Annotated in this window: 16 protein-coding genes; 2 read left to right on the top strand and 14 right to left on the bottom strand. The window is 53.4% G+C overall.

Annotation, left to right across the window (positions count from 1 at the left end):
* Positions 1–37 precede the first annotated feature (37 nt).
* Positions 38–916 (bottom strand): LysR family transcriptional regulator, encoded by an 879-nt coding sequence (locus tag LC431_RS17860; protein WP_119262147.1) that lies wholly within the window; start codon positions 914–916, stop codon positions 38–40.
* Between the two features lie 144 nt (positions 917–1,060).
* Here LC431_RS17860 and LC431_RS17855 point away from each other — a divergent pair, with 144 nt between their 5' ends.
* Both LC431_RS17855 and LC431_RS17850 read left to right on the top strand, forming a co-directional pair.
* Complete coding sequence (locus LC431_RS17855; RefSeq protein ID WP_013577311.1) at positions 1,061–1,483, top strand: CidA/LrgA family protein; 423 nt, start codon at positions 1,061–1,063, stop codon at positions 1,481–1,483.
* On the top strand, positions 1,476–2,165 hold the full coding sequence (locus LC431_RS17850; protein ID WP_013577310.1) for an LrgB family protein: 690 nt from the start codon (positions 1,476–1,478) through the stop codon (positions 2,163–2,165). Before LC431_RS17855 ends, LC431_RS17850 begins: the two co-directional genes overlap by 8 nt.
* Before the next feature lie 391 nt (positions 2,166–2,556).
* Here LC431_RS17850 and LC431_RS17845 read toward each other — a convergent pair whose 3' ends face one another.
* From LC431_RS17845 to LC431_RS17785, 13 genes are all read right to left on the bottom strand, one after another.
* Positions 2,557–3,318, bottom strand: coding sequence for an amino acid ABC transporter ATP-binding protein (locus tag LC431_RS17845; RefSeq protein ID WP_013577309.1), 762 nt, complete (start codon positions 3,316–3,318; stop codon positions 2,557–2,559).
* A gap of 8 nt (positions 3,319–3,326) precedes the next feature.
* Positions 3,327–4,436 carry an amino acid ABC transporter permease gene (locus LC431_RS17840; protein WP_041673173.1) on the bottom strand — a complete coding sequence of 370 codons (1,110 nt, stop codon included), beginning with the start codon at positions 4,434–4,436 and terminating at the stop codon, positions 3,327–3,329.
* 9 nt (positions 4,437–4,445) lie between these two features.
* Positions 4,446–5,624, bottom strand: coding sequence for an amino acid ABC transporter permease (locus tag LC431_RS17835; protein ID WP_013577307.1), 1,179 nt, complete (start codon positions 5,622–5,624; stop codon positions 4,446–4,448).
* Positions 5,625–5,727: 103 nt separating this feature from the next.
* Positions 5,728–6,753, bottom strand: coding sequence for an amino acid ABC transporter substrate-binding protein (locus LC431_RS17830; RefSeq protein ID WP_013577306.1), 1,026 nt, complete (start codon positions 6,751–6,753; stop codon positions 5,728–5,730).
* Positions 6,754–7,170: 417 nt separating this feature from the next.
* Positions 7,171–7,356: a hypothetical protein gene (locus LC431_RS17825; protein ID WP_112151061.1), complete on the bottom strand. Its 186-nt coding sequence runs from the start codon at positions 7,354–7,356 to the stop codon at positions 7,171–7,173.
* A gap of 86 nt (positions 7,357–7,442) precedes the next feature.
* On the bottom strand, positions 7,443–8,363 hold the full coding sequence (gene lpxP / locus LC431_RS17820; RefSeq protein ID WP_013577304.1) for a kdo(2)-lipid IV(A) palmitoleoyltransferase: 921 nt from the start codon (positions 8,361–8,363) through the stop codon (positions 7,443–7,445).
* Positions 8,364–8,783: 420 nt separating this feature from the next.
* Positions 8,784–9,215, bottom strand: coding sequence for a DoxX family protein (locus LC431_RS17815; RefSeq protein ID WP_370447499.1), 432 nt, complete (start codon positions 9,213–9,215; stop codon positions 8,784–8,786).
* 197 nt (positions 9,216–9,412) lie between these two features.
* A complete protein-coding gene (fis, locus tag LC431_RS17810; RefSeq protein ID WP_004097144.1) occupies positions 9,413–9,709 on the bottom strand; it encodes a DNA-binding transcriptional regulator Fis in 297 nt (98 codons plus the stop codon).
* A 21-nt stretch (positions 9,710–9,730) separates the two neighbouring features.
* A complete protein-coding gene (gene dusB, locus LC431_RS17805; RefSeq protein ID WP_013577302.1) occupies positions 9,731–10,696 on the bottom strand; it encodes a tRNA dihydrouridine synthase DusB in 966 nt (321 codons plus the stop codon).
* 389 nt (positions 10,697–11,085) lie between these two features.
* A complete protein-coding gene (locus tag LC431_RS17800; RefSeq protein WP_223510135.1) occupies positions 11,086–11,838 on the bottom strand; it encodes a carbonic anhydrase family protein in 753 nt (250 codons plus the stop codon).
* A 149-nt stretch (positions 11,839–11,987) separates the two neighbouring features.
* Complete coding sequence (prmA, locus tag LC431_RS17795) at positions 11,988–12,872, bottom strand: 50S ribosomal protein L11 methyltransferase (protein WP_015690531.1); 885 nt, start codon at positions 12,870–12,872, stop codon at positions 11,988–11,990.
* Between the two features lie 43 nt (positions 12,873–12,915).
* The gene (panF, locus tag LC431_RS17790) at positions 12,916–14,361 is read right to left on the bottom strand and encodes a sodium/pantothenate symporter (protein ID WP_015690530.1); all 1,446 of its coding nucleotides are present in this window, start codon (positions 14,359–14,361) and stop codon (positions 12,916–12,918) included.
* Positions 14,351–14,593 (bottom strand): YhdT family protein, encoded by a 243-nt coding sequence (locus LC431_RS17785; RefSeq protein WP_015690529.1) that lies wholly within the window; start codon positions 14,591–14,593, stop codon positions 14,351–14,353. Before LC431_RS17785 ends, panF begins: the two co-directional genes overlap by 11 nt.
* Between the last annotated feature and the right edge of the window lie 85 nt (positions 14,594–14,678).

The raw sequence follows: 14,678 nt of genomic DNA, 5'->3' as shown, positions 1-14,678 counted from the left end.
CCGCGTGCGCTGCCAGGTTCACGCGGTTTTTTATTGGCTATTTCCAGTAGTCGCGGCACAACGTGATCCACGCCTGTGCACTGTGCGAGAGATAGCTGCCCTGATGCCAGATCAGCCCGAGCTGCCACGGCATCAGCGGATCCAGTGGCAGCCACATCAGGACATTCTTATCCAGCCGCTGACAGACCGGTTCCGGCAAAATCGCCACACCCATACCGGTTTGTACCATCGCCGCCAGGAAATCCCACTGCCCGCTGCGCGCCGCAATTTTTGGCGTAAAGCCGTGTGAGGTAAAGGCATCCATCAGCTGGCGGTACAGGGCAAAATCTTCGTTATAAATCAGGATGCTTTCTTCAGCCAGATCACTGAACCCGATGCGCGTGCGGTTCAGCCAGTGCGGTGTGCGCGGCACCACAACGCACAGCGGATGACTGAACAGCAGCAGTGAGGCGATAGAAGGCACGGCGTCAGCGGGCAGGGCAGTCAGCGCCAGATCCAGCTCGCCGGAAATCACAGCCTGTTGCACGGTCAGCCCGCCAAACTCGGAAATAATCAGTTCAATGCCGGGATATTGCTGGCGGAAGCTGCCGATAAGCGGCGCGATTTGCGTCCCGACCATCGGCGGAATGCCCAGCCGCAGATGACCGGATTTCAGCGAGTTAATGTCTTCCAGTTCCGCTTCAAGCTGGCGGAATTCCTCAAGGATATTCAGGCCACGCTGATACAACGCCTGACCGCTGTCGGTCAGGTGTAAACGCCGTCCTTCGCGGACAATCAGCGTGCATTCCAGTTCTTCTTCCAGATGACGCAGCATTTTGCTGATCGTTGGCTGGGTGACGAACAACTTTTCCGCCGCGCGGGTAAAGCTCTGCTGGCGAACCACTTCGACAAAATAGCGTAAGGTACGGACGTCCATGGGCTGATGTTTCCCCGGTCAGATCGGCGAGTTACAAAGTATTCCAAACTGGAATCATTTTTATGATTTTAATTCATTTCTTTACCAGTTTCCTGCCAGCGTATACTTCATTTTCACACTTTTCCCTCTTTCGAGGTCGTCCCCATGTTGTTGGCGTTGCGCACTAAAGCGCCGTCCCTGCTGACCCGTTGTCAGATCCCTGTTCAGGTGGTGTTGTACGCGGTGTTATTCGTTATCGCTGATCGTCTGGTCACTGCGTTACATCTGCCGTTACCCGCCAATATTGTCGGGATGCTGATGCTTTTACTGCTGATTATGTTGCGTATTTTGCCTGTGAAATGGGTGAAAGCCGGTTCCCGCTGGTTGCTGGCGGAAATGCTGCTGTTCTTCGTACCAGCCGTGGTGGCTGTGGTGAATTACGCCCAGTTGCTGATGATCGAAGGCTGGAAAATCTTTCTGGTGATTGGGATCAGCACGATGCTGACGCTCGGGGCGACTGCCGTGGTGGTCGATAAAGTGTATCGTCTGGAGCAGCGTCTGGCGGCAAGGAAGGCGAGCCGTGACTGATTTACTGATCAGCATGTTGTGTTTTGTGGTCACCCTCGGGTTGTATTACGGCAACAAAAAACTGTACCGCCAGAAGCGCACACTGCTGCTGATGCCACTGGTGTTCACGCCGATTGTACTGGTGATTTTGCTGGTGGTGACGCACACGTCGTATCAGGATTACCTCGGTGAGACGCACTGGTTGTTATGGCTGCTCGGGCCGTCAACCATCGCGTTTGCGGTGCCGGTTTACGAGAATATGGCGGTGATCCGCCGTCACTGGATGTCGCTGAGTGCGGGCGTGCTGACGGCGATAGTCGTTGCCGTCGGCAGTTCCGTCTGGCTGGCGCGCATGCTGACCCTGCCCGAAGAAATCCAGCGTAGTCTGGCGGTACGCTCTATCACTACGCCGTTTGCGCTGGCAGCCGCGAAACAAATGGGTGGCCAGCCTGATCTGGTCGCGTTGTTTGTGGTGATTACCGGCGTATTCGGCATGGCGGTCGGGGATATGCTGTTTCTGCGTCTGGCGGTAAAAAGCGGCCTCGCAAAAGGTGCCGGTTTCGGTGCGGCGTCGCACGGAGCGGGTACGGCGAGAGCTTATGAACTGGGTGCGGAGGAAGGCGTGGTATCGAGTCTGGTGATGATGCTGGCAGGGGTTGTCACCGTGGTGATTGCGCCGGTGATCGGGGGAGTGATGTGGTGATGATCTTTTGAAAAAGATCTGAAACATTAAGGTCAAGACCTTGGGTTGCCACCCAAACTGGCCTTAAGGGCGGCTTATCGCCGCCGCCCTTAAGAATCCCGGGCTCTTTTACTGCACGCTTCGCTCGCTGGCTATGTTTCAGGTGCCGCAGCGATAGCCGCAAAATTCCGCCGCTGCGCGGTGCCCTCCGTTCGGGTTACAACCCGCGCAAAAAGACGCGCGGTTTTCCACCTCTCCTCCGGCGGTATTTTGGAACCGGCCTCAACTTTAACTTCACAACCTCACCATCCCCTTTTGGGCGGTTTCGGCGCAGCGCGATAAGTGATCACCGCTAATGAGAAACCGAAATTTTCACCATTCCGTCAGATGCCGGTCAAGCTGCGGCCTCAGCTCAGTGAATCACCTGTGACAAGAACTCCCGCGTCCTCGCTGACTTCGGATTGGCAAAGAACTCCAGCGGCGGAGCCTGTTCCACGATCTCCCCGCGATCCATAAAGATCACCCGGTCGGCGACCGTTCTTGCAAAGCCCATTTCATGCGTTACACACAACATGGTCATGCCTTCTTCCGCCAGCGTGATCATGGTGTCCAGCACCTCTTTCACCATTTCCGGATCGAGCGCAGAAGTCGGTTCATCAAACAGCATAATTTTGGGCTTCATACACAGCGAACGGGCGATCGCCACACGCTGTTGCTGACCACCGGAAAGCTGGCCGGGGAATTTATGCGCATGCTCGGCGATACGGACACGTTTCAGGTAATGCATCGCCAGTTCTTCGGCTTCTTTCTTTGGCATCTTACGCACCCAGCAGGGTGCCAGGGTGCAGTTTTGCAAGACGGTCAGATGCGGGAACAGGTTGAAATGCTGGAACACCATACCGACTTCGGTGCGCACGCGTTCGATATTGCGCAAGTCGTCGTTCAGTTCGGTTCCGTCCACCACGATGCGCCCTTGCTGGTGCTCTTCCAGATGGTTAATGCAACGGATGGTCGTTGATTTCCCCGAGCCGGAAGGGCCGCACAACACGATACGTTCACGCGGTTTCACGCTCAGGTTGATGTCTTTCAATACGTGGAACTGTCCGTACCACTTATTCACGTTTTCCAGCGTGATCATCATATTTTGGTTTTCAGTGACTTGATGGTCGCTCATGGTTTACCTCAGTGTGCGGAACGTCCGGTGTGAAAGCGTCTTTCCAAATGCTGGCTATAACGCGACATGCTAAAACAGAAAATCCAGTAGACGGCGGCGGCGAAGACGTAGCCTTCGGTTGACATGCCCAGCCATTCAGGATCGACGGTGGCTTGCTGGACGCTGCTGAACAAATCAAACAGGCCGATGATGATCACCAGACTGGTGTCCTTAAACAGCGCGATAATAGTGTTGACCAGACCCGGTATCACCATTTTCAGTGCCTGCGGCAGAATGACTAAGCCTTGCGTTTTCCAGTAGCCGAGCGCCAGTGATTCGGCGGCCTCCGTCTGGCCTTTCGGCAGCGCCTGTAACCCGCCGCGCACCACTTCCGCGACATACGCCGACTGGAACAGCACCACCCCCACCAGCGCACGCACCAGTTTGTCGATACTCGTCCCTTCGGTCATAAACAGCGGCAGCATCACCGAGGACATGAACAGCACGGTGATAAGCGGCACGCCGCGCCAGAACTCGATGAAAATCACCGACAGAATACGCACGACAGGCAGGCTTGAACGCCGTGCCAGCGCCAGCATAATGCCCAGCGGTAACGCACCGGCAATGCCGACAGCGGCAATGATCAGCGTCAGCGTCAGGCCACCCCACTGGCGGGTTTCGACGCGACTCAACCCCAGGAAACCGCCGTACAGCATGATCCAGGTGAAAATCGGGAAGAGCACCATCCAGCAGGCGATATAACGTCCGCGGCGTGGCATGGCTTTAAAGAAGATCGGTGCAAGGGTCAGCAGACCGACGATCAGTGTGACGTTGATGCGCCAGCGTTGATCGAACGGATACAGCCCGTACATGAACTGGCCGAAACGTGCGTGGATAAACACCCAGCACGCGCCAGCTTTGGTGCAGTCAGTGCGCGCCGTGCCAACCCAGTTGGCCTGGAAAATCACCCAGTTCAACAGCGGAGGGATCAGCAGCCACATCAGCCATAAACAGAACAGCGTCAGCAGGCTGTTAAACCAACTGGAGAACAAATTTTTACGCGCCCAGAGCACGGCCGTTCCGAGTGGCGTTCCGGGTTTCACGGCTCTGACTCCCGGAGGAAGTGTTGTCATTGTCATGGGATTCCCTTAACGCTCGACCAGCGCGATACGCCGGTTGTAAATGTTCATCAGGAAGGAAATTGCCAGGCTGATGATCAGGTACACCGACATCGTAATAGCAATGGTTTCAATTGCCTGACCGGTCTGATTGAGCACGGTACCGGCGAACAGCGACACCATATCCGGATAGCCAATTGCAGCCGCCAGAGAGGAGTTTTTCACGATATTGAGATACTGGCTGGTCAGCGGTGGAATGATCACCCGCATGGCCTGCGGCAAAATCACCTGACGCAACGTGACAGGATTCGGCAATCCTAACGAACGGGCGGCTTCATGCTGACCGTGTGAGACAGACTGAATGCCGGATCGGATCACTTCGGCGATAAACGTTGAGGTATAGACCGATAATGCCAGCGTTAACGCCGCCAGTTCCGGGATCAGCACCATGCCGCCACGGAAGTTGAACCCGCGTAGCGCAGGCACGTCCCAGTGCAGCGCAGGCCCGAAAATCAGGTGCGCCAGCGCCGGAAAGACAACCAGCATCACAATCGCCCACGGCCAGATATGCCAGATCCGGCCGGTGTGGATCTGGCGGAAATGGTTGTAGCGTTGCAGCGCGATGATGCCAAAAATCGCCAGCAGCACGGCGATAAAGCCCGCCAGACTGCCCGGTGCCAGTTCCGGTGAGGGCAGATACAGGCCACGGTTACTGACGAAAGCCAGGTCAAAAGCATTCAGACTCTGACGCGGTCCCGGCAGGTTACGCAGTACGGCGAAATACCAGAAGAAGATTTGCAGCAGCGGGGGAATGTTACGGAACGTCTCGATATATACCGTCGAGACTTTGCGAATCAGCCAGTTATCGGAAAGGCGTCCTAAGCCGATAATGAACCCGAGAATCGAGGCAAAAACGATACACAGCGCGGAAACCAGCAGCGTATTCAGCAGACCGATAACAAATACGCGGGCGTAGGTGTCACCTTCCTGGTAATCAATAAGATGCTGAACAATGCCGAAACCGGCACCTTTTTCAAGAAACGCAAATCCCGAGGTGATCCCTCGTGTAGTCAGATTGGTAATGGTGTTGTGGAGCAGGTAACCCAAACAGGCTACCAGCAACACCACCGCGAAAATTTGGTAAATCCAGGCTCGTACGGCTGGGTTGGTCAGCGATAACGAACCTTTTTCGGTTGGGCGTTGCGACATAGTGAATGGCCTTTAGCAATCTTTCACCGGGAAGTGATGCACCGGGGAACGACCGGTGCATCAACATCCTTAAACACTTTTCAACTTCATGAAGAAAGGATATTTAGCGAACTGGAGGAGCGTATTGGATCCCGCCTTTATTCCACAATGCGTTCTGGCCACGTTTGATTTTCAGCTCGCTGCCCTGACCGACGTTGCGTTCAAAGCTTTCGCCGTAGTTGCCGACCTGTTTAACGATTTTTACTACCCAGTCATTAGGCACTTTCAGGTCAGCACCGTAAGTCCCGGTTTTGCCCAGCAGGTTGCTCATATCAGGTGTCGTCGGGTTAGCCGCCAGCTTATCCACGTTCTGAGAGGTTACGCCCATTTCTTCAGCGTTCAGCATCGCGAACAGTGACCAGCGGACGATCGCCAGCCAGTCTTCGTCACCACGACGAACTACCGGACCCAGAGGTTCTTTAGAAATCACTTCCGGCAGAACGATGAATTCGTCTGGTTTGCCGAGTTTGATACGCAGTGCGTACAACTGAGACTGGTCAGAGGCCAGGGTGTCACAACGACCTGAGTCCAGCGCTTTCGCACTTTCGTCCGAGCGGTCGAAGGTGACCGGGGTGTAAGTCATTTTGTTGGCTTTGAAGTAGTCAGCCACGTTCAGCTCGGTATCCGTACCGGCCTGCAGACAGACCGTTGCGCCATCGAGTTCTTTCGCGCTTTTCAGGCCCGCTTTCTGGTGAGTCAGGAAGCCGATACCGTCGTAGTAGTTTACGCCAGCGAAAATCATGCCCATGCCCGCATCGCGGGAAGAGGTCCAGGTCGTGTTACGTGACAGGATGTCCACTTCGCCAGACTGCAGCGCGGTGAAACGCTCTTTGGCAGTCAGCGGGGTATATTTCACTTTCTCAGCATCACCAAACACGGCAGCAGCCACCGCACGGCAGACGTCAACGTCGATACCGGTGAATTTGCCTTTGGAGTCAGCGTAAGAGAAGCCTGGCAGGCCGTCGCTGATACCGCATTGAACAAATCCTTTCTTTTTAACGGCATCCAGAGTGGTACCTGCATGAGCCTGACCAGCCAGTGTCACGAAGCTTGCTGCGGCAATCAGTGTTGAGAGCAATATTTTTTTCATAAAGCGTCCTGTGAGACAAAACTGAAAATTATTATTGTGTAAGTGCCGGAGCACCCTGTCTGTTTATGGGGCAACGCCCTCTGCACCTGTCTTTGCAAAGGGAGTGCCAACATGAAAAACGCCCCATCAATCAAGTCATGTAGAGGAATTGCACAGTAACATTGACGAGGCGTATAAAATTTATTGCCCCGTTTCAGTGCGCGGTCAATGTGGCTGCGTTAAATGAGTGCGGAATATTTCAATATTGGAGTGCAGATCGCGCTGTTTGCAGCGAAGTGAAATGTGCATTCATATTTGGAAAAAAAATGAGGCAAAACGATGAGTAAATCTCTCAGACCAGGCGTTCTGAGAGATATGTTGGCATGACGGGATTTAAAACAGGGGACATTATCAGTGCAGCGGAGAAAATAGAGTGACTTATTTGGCCTGATCTTTACTGCCTTTGATCAGTTTACGCGCCGCCGCAATCTGGTCATTGTCCGGCGTTTTAGGTTTGGCTTTGTTGAGCGCAGAACTGAGGCCTGAGCGCCCCCAAAGGTCAAAGCTGTCATCCTCTTTGAGATGGTCAAAGATAGAAGGTGTCGCGTCGGGTTTTTTAGCCATAAAGATTACAGATCTCTTATTGGATGCGATGAATGAAAAAAGCCCGACGCGGTGGCATCGGGCTACTGTTTTATGGCCTCTGGCGCTTATCGATAAAGCGAAGGCGCACCCGCCGGGCGGGTTTTAAAGCGGCGATGCAGCCAGAGATACTGATCCGGCGCACGCATAATTTCTTTTTCGATCACGCGATTCATGTAGGCTGCTGCCGCCATTTCATCGTCGATCGGGTAATCCTGCAACTGAGGCTGGATAACCAGTTCATAACCCGTACCGCCTGCTTTACGTACCAGCACAACGGTCACCAGCGCAGGTTTTGCCAGACGCGCCAGCATAAAGGTTCCGCTGGTAGTTGCGGCCTGATCGACAGCAAACAGTGGCGCAAATACGCTGCCACGCGGGCCGTAATCCTGATCCGGCGCAAACCAGACAGCTTCGCCTTTTTTAAGCGCGTGAACCATACCGCGTAAATCTTTGCGATCGAGCATCGCCTTGTTAGACCGCATACGCCCCCAGGTCTGCACAAATTCCATCGCTTTATTATTGTGCGGGCGATACATCGCCATCATCGGCTGACATAAGCCCATCGCGCGGCCGCCTAATTCCAGCGACATAAAATGCACGCCAATCACCAGCACGCCCTGTTTGTTTTCCTGCGCCTTTTTCAGGTTGTGCAGGCCGCTGACATCAAACCACCGTTTAACACGGGCATCCGACCAGAACCAGGCCATGCCGGTTTCCAGCAGGCCCATGCCAAGGGATTCAAAGTTGCTGATGATGCGCGCTTCGACCTGATCAGCGGGGAGATCCGGGAAGCACAATTGCAGGTTACGGCGCGTTATCGACACACGACGTTTCAGGAAACGCATGGACGTCCGGCCCAGCCAGATGCCGAGACGGTTTAACACCGGATAAGGAAGCTGAACCAGCAGGAACAATACGCCAAGGCCAAACCAGGTCAGCCAGTAACGTGGATGTAAAAATGATGCGCGAAAGCGAGGAGAATTCATAAAAGCCCAATCATCTGCATAAAAAACCGGGGTAACGCGTCAGGGGTTAGCTCAGTCGCGATACGAATTGTCTGTTAAAGAGTGGGACAACGTGCGGGTGTAAACGTTTCCGAAAGCACATATATTGACTCACTTTTACTTTATCAAGACACAATTAAAAGGCGGGATCGCGAAGCTGAAGGGCTGTCCGTAGGCGTTGAGCGGGGCGAATTCGACTCTTGCCGTGAGTATAACATGTCGTGTGATCTAACCGCAGAGGGTAATTGTCCGATAAACGCACTCTTTACTGTTTATTTACGTGTGGGTTTAGACAATAAAATGAAAACACTACGGAAAGAAGGCATTAGCATTCAGACGTCGCGATATCCGCTACATGATATTTCAGCATGCTCCGCTGGCGAAACATGCTGAGAGGGAATATCAGCGATACAGCGGGTTGCTCATCACAGAGTACCGTCCACTGCCATACAGCGCGATCACGACGGCTGCCATGAAGTAATAGACGATATCTTCAATCGCCCAGGCACCGACCGGGGTGAGTGCAAAGGTGTGATGGATACCGACCATCATCCACGCAACAATCATTGTCGCTGCGGCAGACAGCGCGGCGAGTCGGGTGAAAATCCCCAGCATCATCATAATCGGGGCGATCACTTCGCCGATGATCACGCCGTAGGCGACAAATGCCGGAATACCATAGCCTGCCAGCATGCCCTGAATACCGCCCAGACCGTCATGCAGCTTATGCCAGCCGTGAAAAATCAGCAGTCCATAGGTGATCCGTAACAGCAAAATCGCCAGATCAGGTTTGTTCAGTGCTGCGGTAAAACGAAGATAAAGTTGCTTCATCAGAGTGACTCCCGGAGACGTTTTATTGTCCGTCTAAGGTAGTGCTTAATCGCTGAATGCAGGAGATAATTATTCTCATTTGGGTTGATCTGGGTTAGGTTTTGCGCAGATTTTGGGGTAAAGGTCTACGGGCAAAGCAGAAAACAAAAAGGCGCTCCCCTTGCGGAAAAGCGCCTTTTTAAGACATCGACTGATTAGTATCAGTTCATGCCGTATTTTTTCAATTTCTTACGCAGCGTACCGCGGTTGATACCCATCATCAGGGCCGCACGAGTCTGGTTGCCACGGGTATACTGCATCACCATGTCTAACAGTGGCTGTTCAACTTCAGCCAATACCAACTCATACAGGTCATTCACGTCCTGACCATTCAATTGAGCAAAATAGCCCTTAAGTGCTTGTTTTACCGAGTCACGCAGGGGTTTTTGGGTTACCTGATCCTGAGAATTAACGGTAGAAACGGTCAGTACGTCAGAATTCACGCGTTGTTCGAACATAGTTCTGTCAGCTCTTTTTTGTTACGCAAGATTTTCGAAATATGCTTCCAACGCCTCCAGCTGTTCGCTGGCATCCTCTATGGCGTTGAAGGAGCGCCGAAACTGGTCATTTGGGGCATGCTCCTGGAGATACCAGGAAACGTGCTTACGGGCGATACGGAATCCCTTGCCTTGACCGTAAAAGTCGTGCAATTCCCGTACGTGCCCTATTAACAAGCGCTGAACCTCACCCATAGGAGGTGGAGGTAACAGCTCCCCTGTGTCCAGATAATGCTGGATTTCCCGGAAGATCCAGGGTCTCCCCTGAGCGGCACGTCCTATCATCAGAGCATCAGCTCCGGTGTAGTCGAGCACCGCTCTGGCTTTATGCGGGTCAGTTATGTCGCCATTCGCGATAATCGGAATGGAAACACTCTGCTTAACTGTCCGAATACTGTCGTACTCTGCTTCTCCATTGAAGAGACAGGCACGGGTTCGGCCATGAATAGTCAGGGCCTGAATTCCACAGTCTTCAGCCAATTGGGCAATTTGTACACAGTTACGGTGTTCCGGTGCCCAACCAGTACGAATTTTCAACGTGACTGGCACATCTACCGCCTTAACAACGGCAGTCAGGATTTGTTTCACCAAATCCGGATACTGCAACAATGCAGAACCTGCCAGTTTGCGGTTCACTTTCTTGGCCGGGCAGCCCATATTGATATCAATGATTTGCGCACCGCTTTCCACGTTAATTCGTGCAGCAGCCGCCATATCTTCGGGGTCGCAACCGGCAATTTGCACGGCGCGGATCCCCGGTTCATCGTTATGTACCATGCGCAAACGTGACTTATCCGTCCGCCACACCTCCGGATTGGAGGAGAGCATTTCAGATACTGCCATTCCAGCCCCCATCGCATGACATAAGGCACGAAATGGTCGGTCAGTGATACCGGCCATCGGGGCCGCAATCAGGCAATTTGTAAGCTGGTGGTGTCCGATGCGCATGAACTAGGAATGACCATACTGATGTCCGCAAGGGCGCGTATATTACGCATTTTCGCTGCGATATGAAAGGCCAAACTTTGAGCAATTTGATAAGAAAATGTCTTGTCAGCGCTGAAGTTCATGACGATTTGTTTTTTTATCGTGGTTTTACATTGAGTTATGTGACTTCGGTCAAATTGTGCGCTTGGGCAAATTCCTAATAACTCTCTGAATCATCCGGTTATAACAGTTGATTCTAAGGGGAGATCTGACGTTTTAAGCAGCAACAACCACAAAATTCTGTGATGCAGATCGTCTTTTGGTTAAAAAGTGACTCATTTTCAGAAAGGTGAACAAACAAGACAAAGAGATCCAGAAACAGGTTCTGCACCTTAATCTGCAGTACGGAATTACTCTGCCACTACCACGCGGCCATGCAGTCCTTGTACCGGGCGATTGTTCGCATGATGCATCGCATGCTGGAATTTCTTCAGCTGCGCCTCAGACAGCGTCTGAGGTTGTTTAACGACCAGCCAGCGAACGCCTTCTGTACAAGGTGGCGTAGTCAGTGACCCGCTGAAACGATAATGCGTCAGATCGGTGGGCAGCAGGCCATCAAGACTGACTTTCTCTTTCAGCGTGACAGATTCGCCTGCTTTTTCCGGCATCTGTTGCCAGATTTTTTCCAGCTCGGCATTAGCTTTGCCGGTTTCAAACATTACGGCAATCACCGCAATTTCACCGTCAGCATCCATATGAACAAAATGCGCCTCCATCGGGAAAGATTTACCGTTGAGGGTATTTTCGCTCGGAGAGTGGAAGTGGAATTGCTGGAGGACGAATTTATCCCCGTCCAGCGTGGCAAAATCACCCTGCTGAACATTGACCTGCACGCTGTGGCCGTTATTAATGACATTCACCGGCGGTAACTGATAGCTGAGTTTAAGCGGGCGAGGGTGCACCTCTAACGCCTCTTTGATATCGATAGGCGACTGTGCTTTGCCCTGCTCGCACAGATGGAAGTCAGGGCTGAGTTTTGACCAGTTTTGCGGGGCGGCGTCGCCATCATATGACCAATGTGGCGTTTCGTTTGCGAAGGCGGGTTGTGCAGAAACTGACAGCGTAAGTGCAGCCAGCGCGGCAGACAATATTGTTCCTTTCAAGAGTTATCCCTTTCATTTGCTGAGTAATAAACCTTGCGAAGTGTAAGGGGTTTAGGCGGCAGGAGAAATACGGGAAAAGGCCGGAAAAGGATTTTGGGGGGAAACCCGCTCTTTCTGCACAAACAAACAGAAAAAGCGGGAGGCTGACATCAGGCTTTTTTAACACCGGTTATACGGCACCATTCTTCTTTCTCGGCCACCGGATCCAGTTCGAATTGGTCTTTATAGGCATCCGCTACGCTTTGCGCCTGGCTGGCCAGTACGCCGGAAAGCCCCAGATGGCCACCTGCTACCGGCAGCACGCTGATCAGTGGCGCCAGTTCGCGCAGAGGGCCTGCGAGAATATTGGCGACCACCACGTCGGCTGACAGGTTATCAGGCTGGTCTTTCGGCAGATAAAGCGACAGACGCTCTGATACGCCGTTACGTTCGGCGTTATCGCGGCTGGCCTGAATTGCCTGCGGATCGATGTCGATCCCAACCACGTGTTTTGCACCCAGCTTCAGCGCGGCGATCGCCAGAATGCCGGAACCACAACCGAAGTCGATCACGGTTTTATCGGTCAGATCCAGACTGTCGAGCCATTGCAGACACATCGCGGTGGTCGGGTGGGTGCCGGTACCAAACGCCAGTCCCGGATCCAGCATCACGTTCACGGCATTCGGATCCGGCACATCGCGCCAGCTCGGGCAAATCCACAGACGTTCGCCAAAACGCATCGGGTGGAAGTTATCCATCCATTCGCGTTCCCAGTCTTTGTCTTCCAGTTGTTCTATTTTGTGTACGAAACCTTTGCCCAGCAGGGGTTCGTTTTCCAGCATGGCGATCACTTCGTCCATGTCGGTTTCCGCATCGTACAGGCCGATGGCGTCGGTATCACCCCACAACAGGGTTTCGCCCGGCAGCGGTTCGAAGACCGGATTATCGTGGGTGTCCTGGAACGTTACGGACACGGCGCCACTTTCGATAAGCGCGTCGCTCAGCGTTTCCGCGTCGTTACCGGTGGTATTAATTTTCAGTTGGATCCAAGGCATAGCCATTCTCTTCTTAACAATCTGTAAAATCAGTGCCGCCTGTTCAGGACGGCTTGAGTACGTTTTCGCGTGGCTGTTTACCAAACTTATTGCCGGTATAAAACGCCAGCAGGCTCAGCAACAGCGACGGCACAATCGGATGCAGACCGGCAATATGCAGGTCAATACTGGCGAGCAGGGTATAACAAACCGCGCCAACAATCATTGAGCTCAGTGCGCCCGTGGCGTTCGCCCGCTCCCAGTACAAACCGAGCACCAGCGGCCACAGGAACACCGCTTCCAGCCCGCCAAACGCCAGCAGGTTCAGCCAGATAATCATTTCCGGCGGACGCCATGCGGCCAGTAAGACCAGTAATCCCAGTATAAAGGTGGCCCAGCTTGAGAAGCGTTTTAACTTGCGCTCGTTAGCCAGTTGTTCCGGTTTAATACCGAGGTACAAGTCTTTAACGATAGTCGCAGATGATTGCAAAAGCTGCGCGTTGATGGTCGACATAATGGCGGCCATCGGTGCCGCGAGGAAAATCCCGGCGGCGTAGGGCGGCAGCACGGTGATCATCAGCGTCGGGATCACCTGATCGGGAATTTTCAGATCAGGTAAAATGGCACGCCCCAGCGCACCCGCCAGATGCATACCAAGCATCAAAATGGCGACCACGATAGTGCCGAGCACAATGCCACGGTGTACCGCTTTGCTGTCTTTGTAGGAAATACAGCGCACGGCGGTATGCGGCAGGCCAATCACGCCAAAGCACACCAAAACCCAGAAAGAAGCCATAAACGGCAGTGAAAGGACGTCATCCCCGCCATGCACGGATACCAGTTTCGGGTCGATTTGCTGGAGCTTATCCACCGCACTGTGCAGGCCACCCGCCGCGTGAATGACAGCGATCAGGAGTAAAATGGTGCCGAGCAGCATCACCAGTCCCTGCATGGCGTCATTGAGCACGCTGGCACGAAAGCCGCCAAACGCGGTATACAGCGCGATGCTGATGCCGAAAATCAGCAGTCCGGTGTCGTAAGGAATACCGGCTGCTGTTTCCAGCAGGCGTGCACCACCGATGAACTGAACGGTCATCGCGCCCAGAAATGCCACCAGCAGACTCAGGCTTGCCAGCCAGACCAGCAGACGGCTCTGGTAGCGGGCAAACAGCATGTCGTTCAGCGTGACCGCATTATAGCGGCGCGCCAGAATGGCGAATTTTTTACCCAGTACGCCGAGTGAAAGCCAGACGGCAGGCAACTGAATCATTGCCAGCAATACCCAGCCAAGGCCAAATTTGTAGGCGGCACCGGGGCCGCCGATAAAGGAACTGGCACTGATGTAGGTGGCGGTCAGGGTCATGGCCAGCACGAAGCCGCCCATGGAGCGGTTGCCGAGGAAATATTCAGTCAGGAAGTTGCCCTGCTCGCGGCGGGTATATGCATAAACAGACAACCCGAAAACCAGCAGCAAATAGGCAATCAGTGGCAATAAGACTTCAGTCTGCATGACTGTCCTCCAGCGGAATATCGCGGTAAATCACGCGAACCATCAGCCAGCTTAAAAGAACGAATATCAGCGGTACCAGCAGACAGGCCATTTCGAACCAGTGCGGCAGGCCGGTGATGCCCTGTTTATCGTCAGGAATATAGGCGGCAAAACTCCATGCCAGCAGATAAGCAATCGTCAGCCCAAAAGCCCATCGGGCTTCACGGTTGGCTTGTAAGAAACGTTTGTCCAACGCCATTTACTTGTCTCCCCTCAAAACGTAAAAAAGGCCGGAATATCCGGCCTTGATAAGAGAGTACGCAACGGTACGGTCTTTT

Source organism: Rahnella sp. GSA61A (assembly GCF_019969905.1).
GTDB classification, from domain to species: Bacteria; Pseudomonadota; Gammaproteobacteria; order Enterobacterales; family Enterobacteriaceae; genus Rahnella; species Rahnella aceris.
Note: the sequence above shows the minus strand (reverse complement) of the source record. Positions and strands in the feature narration are given on the sequence as shown.

Excerpts from the sequence above, each read along its gene's own strand:
- LC431_RS17830 (WP_013577306.1), bottom strand. The coding sequence starts at position 6,753 with ATGAAAAAAATATTGCTCTCAACACTGATTGCCGCAGCAAGCTTCGTG.
- dusB (WP_013577302.1), bottom strand. The coding sequence starts at position 10,696 with ATGCGCATCGGACACCACCAGCTTACAAATTGCCTGATTGCGGCCCCG.
- LC431_RS17860 (WP_119262147.1), bottom strand. The coding sequence starts at position 916 with ATGGACGTCCGTACCTTACGCTATTTTGTCGAAGTGGTTCGCCAGCAG.
- panF (WP_015690530.1), bottom strand. The coding sequence starts at position 14,361 with ATGCAGACTGAAGTCTTATTGCCACTGATTGCCTATTTGCTGCTGGTT.
- lpxP (WP_013577304.1), bottom strand. The coding sequence starts at position 8,363 with ATGAATTCTCCTCGCTTTCGCGCATCATTTTTACATCCACGTTACTGG.
- LC431_RS17840 (WP_041673173.1), bottom strand. The coding sequence starts at position 4,436 with ATGACAATGACAACACTTCCTCCGGGAGTCAGAGCCGTGAAACCCGGA.
- LC431_RS17845 (WP_013577309.1), bottom strand. The coding sequence starts at position 3,318 with ATGAGCGACCATCAAGTCACTGAAAACCAAAATATGATGATCACGCTG.
- fis (WP_004097144.1), bottom strand. The coding sequence starts at position 9,709 with ATGTTCGAACAACGCGTGAATTCTGACGTACTGACCGTTTCTACCGTT.
- LC431_RS17825 (WP_112151061.1), bottom strand. The coding sequence starts at position 7,356 with ATGGCTAAAAAACCCGACGCGACACCTTCTATCTTTGACCATCTCAAA.
- prmA (WP_015690531.1), bottom strand. The coding sequence starts at position 12,872 with ATGCCTTGGATCCAACTGAAAATTAATACCACCGGTAACGACGCGGAA.
- LC431_RS17835 (WP_013577307.1), bottom strand. The coding sequence starts at position 5,624 with ATGTCGCAACGCCCAACCGAAAAAGGTTCGTTATCGCTGACCAACCCA.
- LC431_RS17855 (WP_013577311.1), top strand. The coding sequence starts at position 1,061 with ATGTTGTTGGCGTTGCGCACTAAAGCGCCGTCCCTGCTGACCCGTTGT.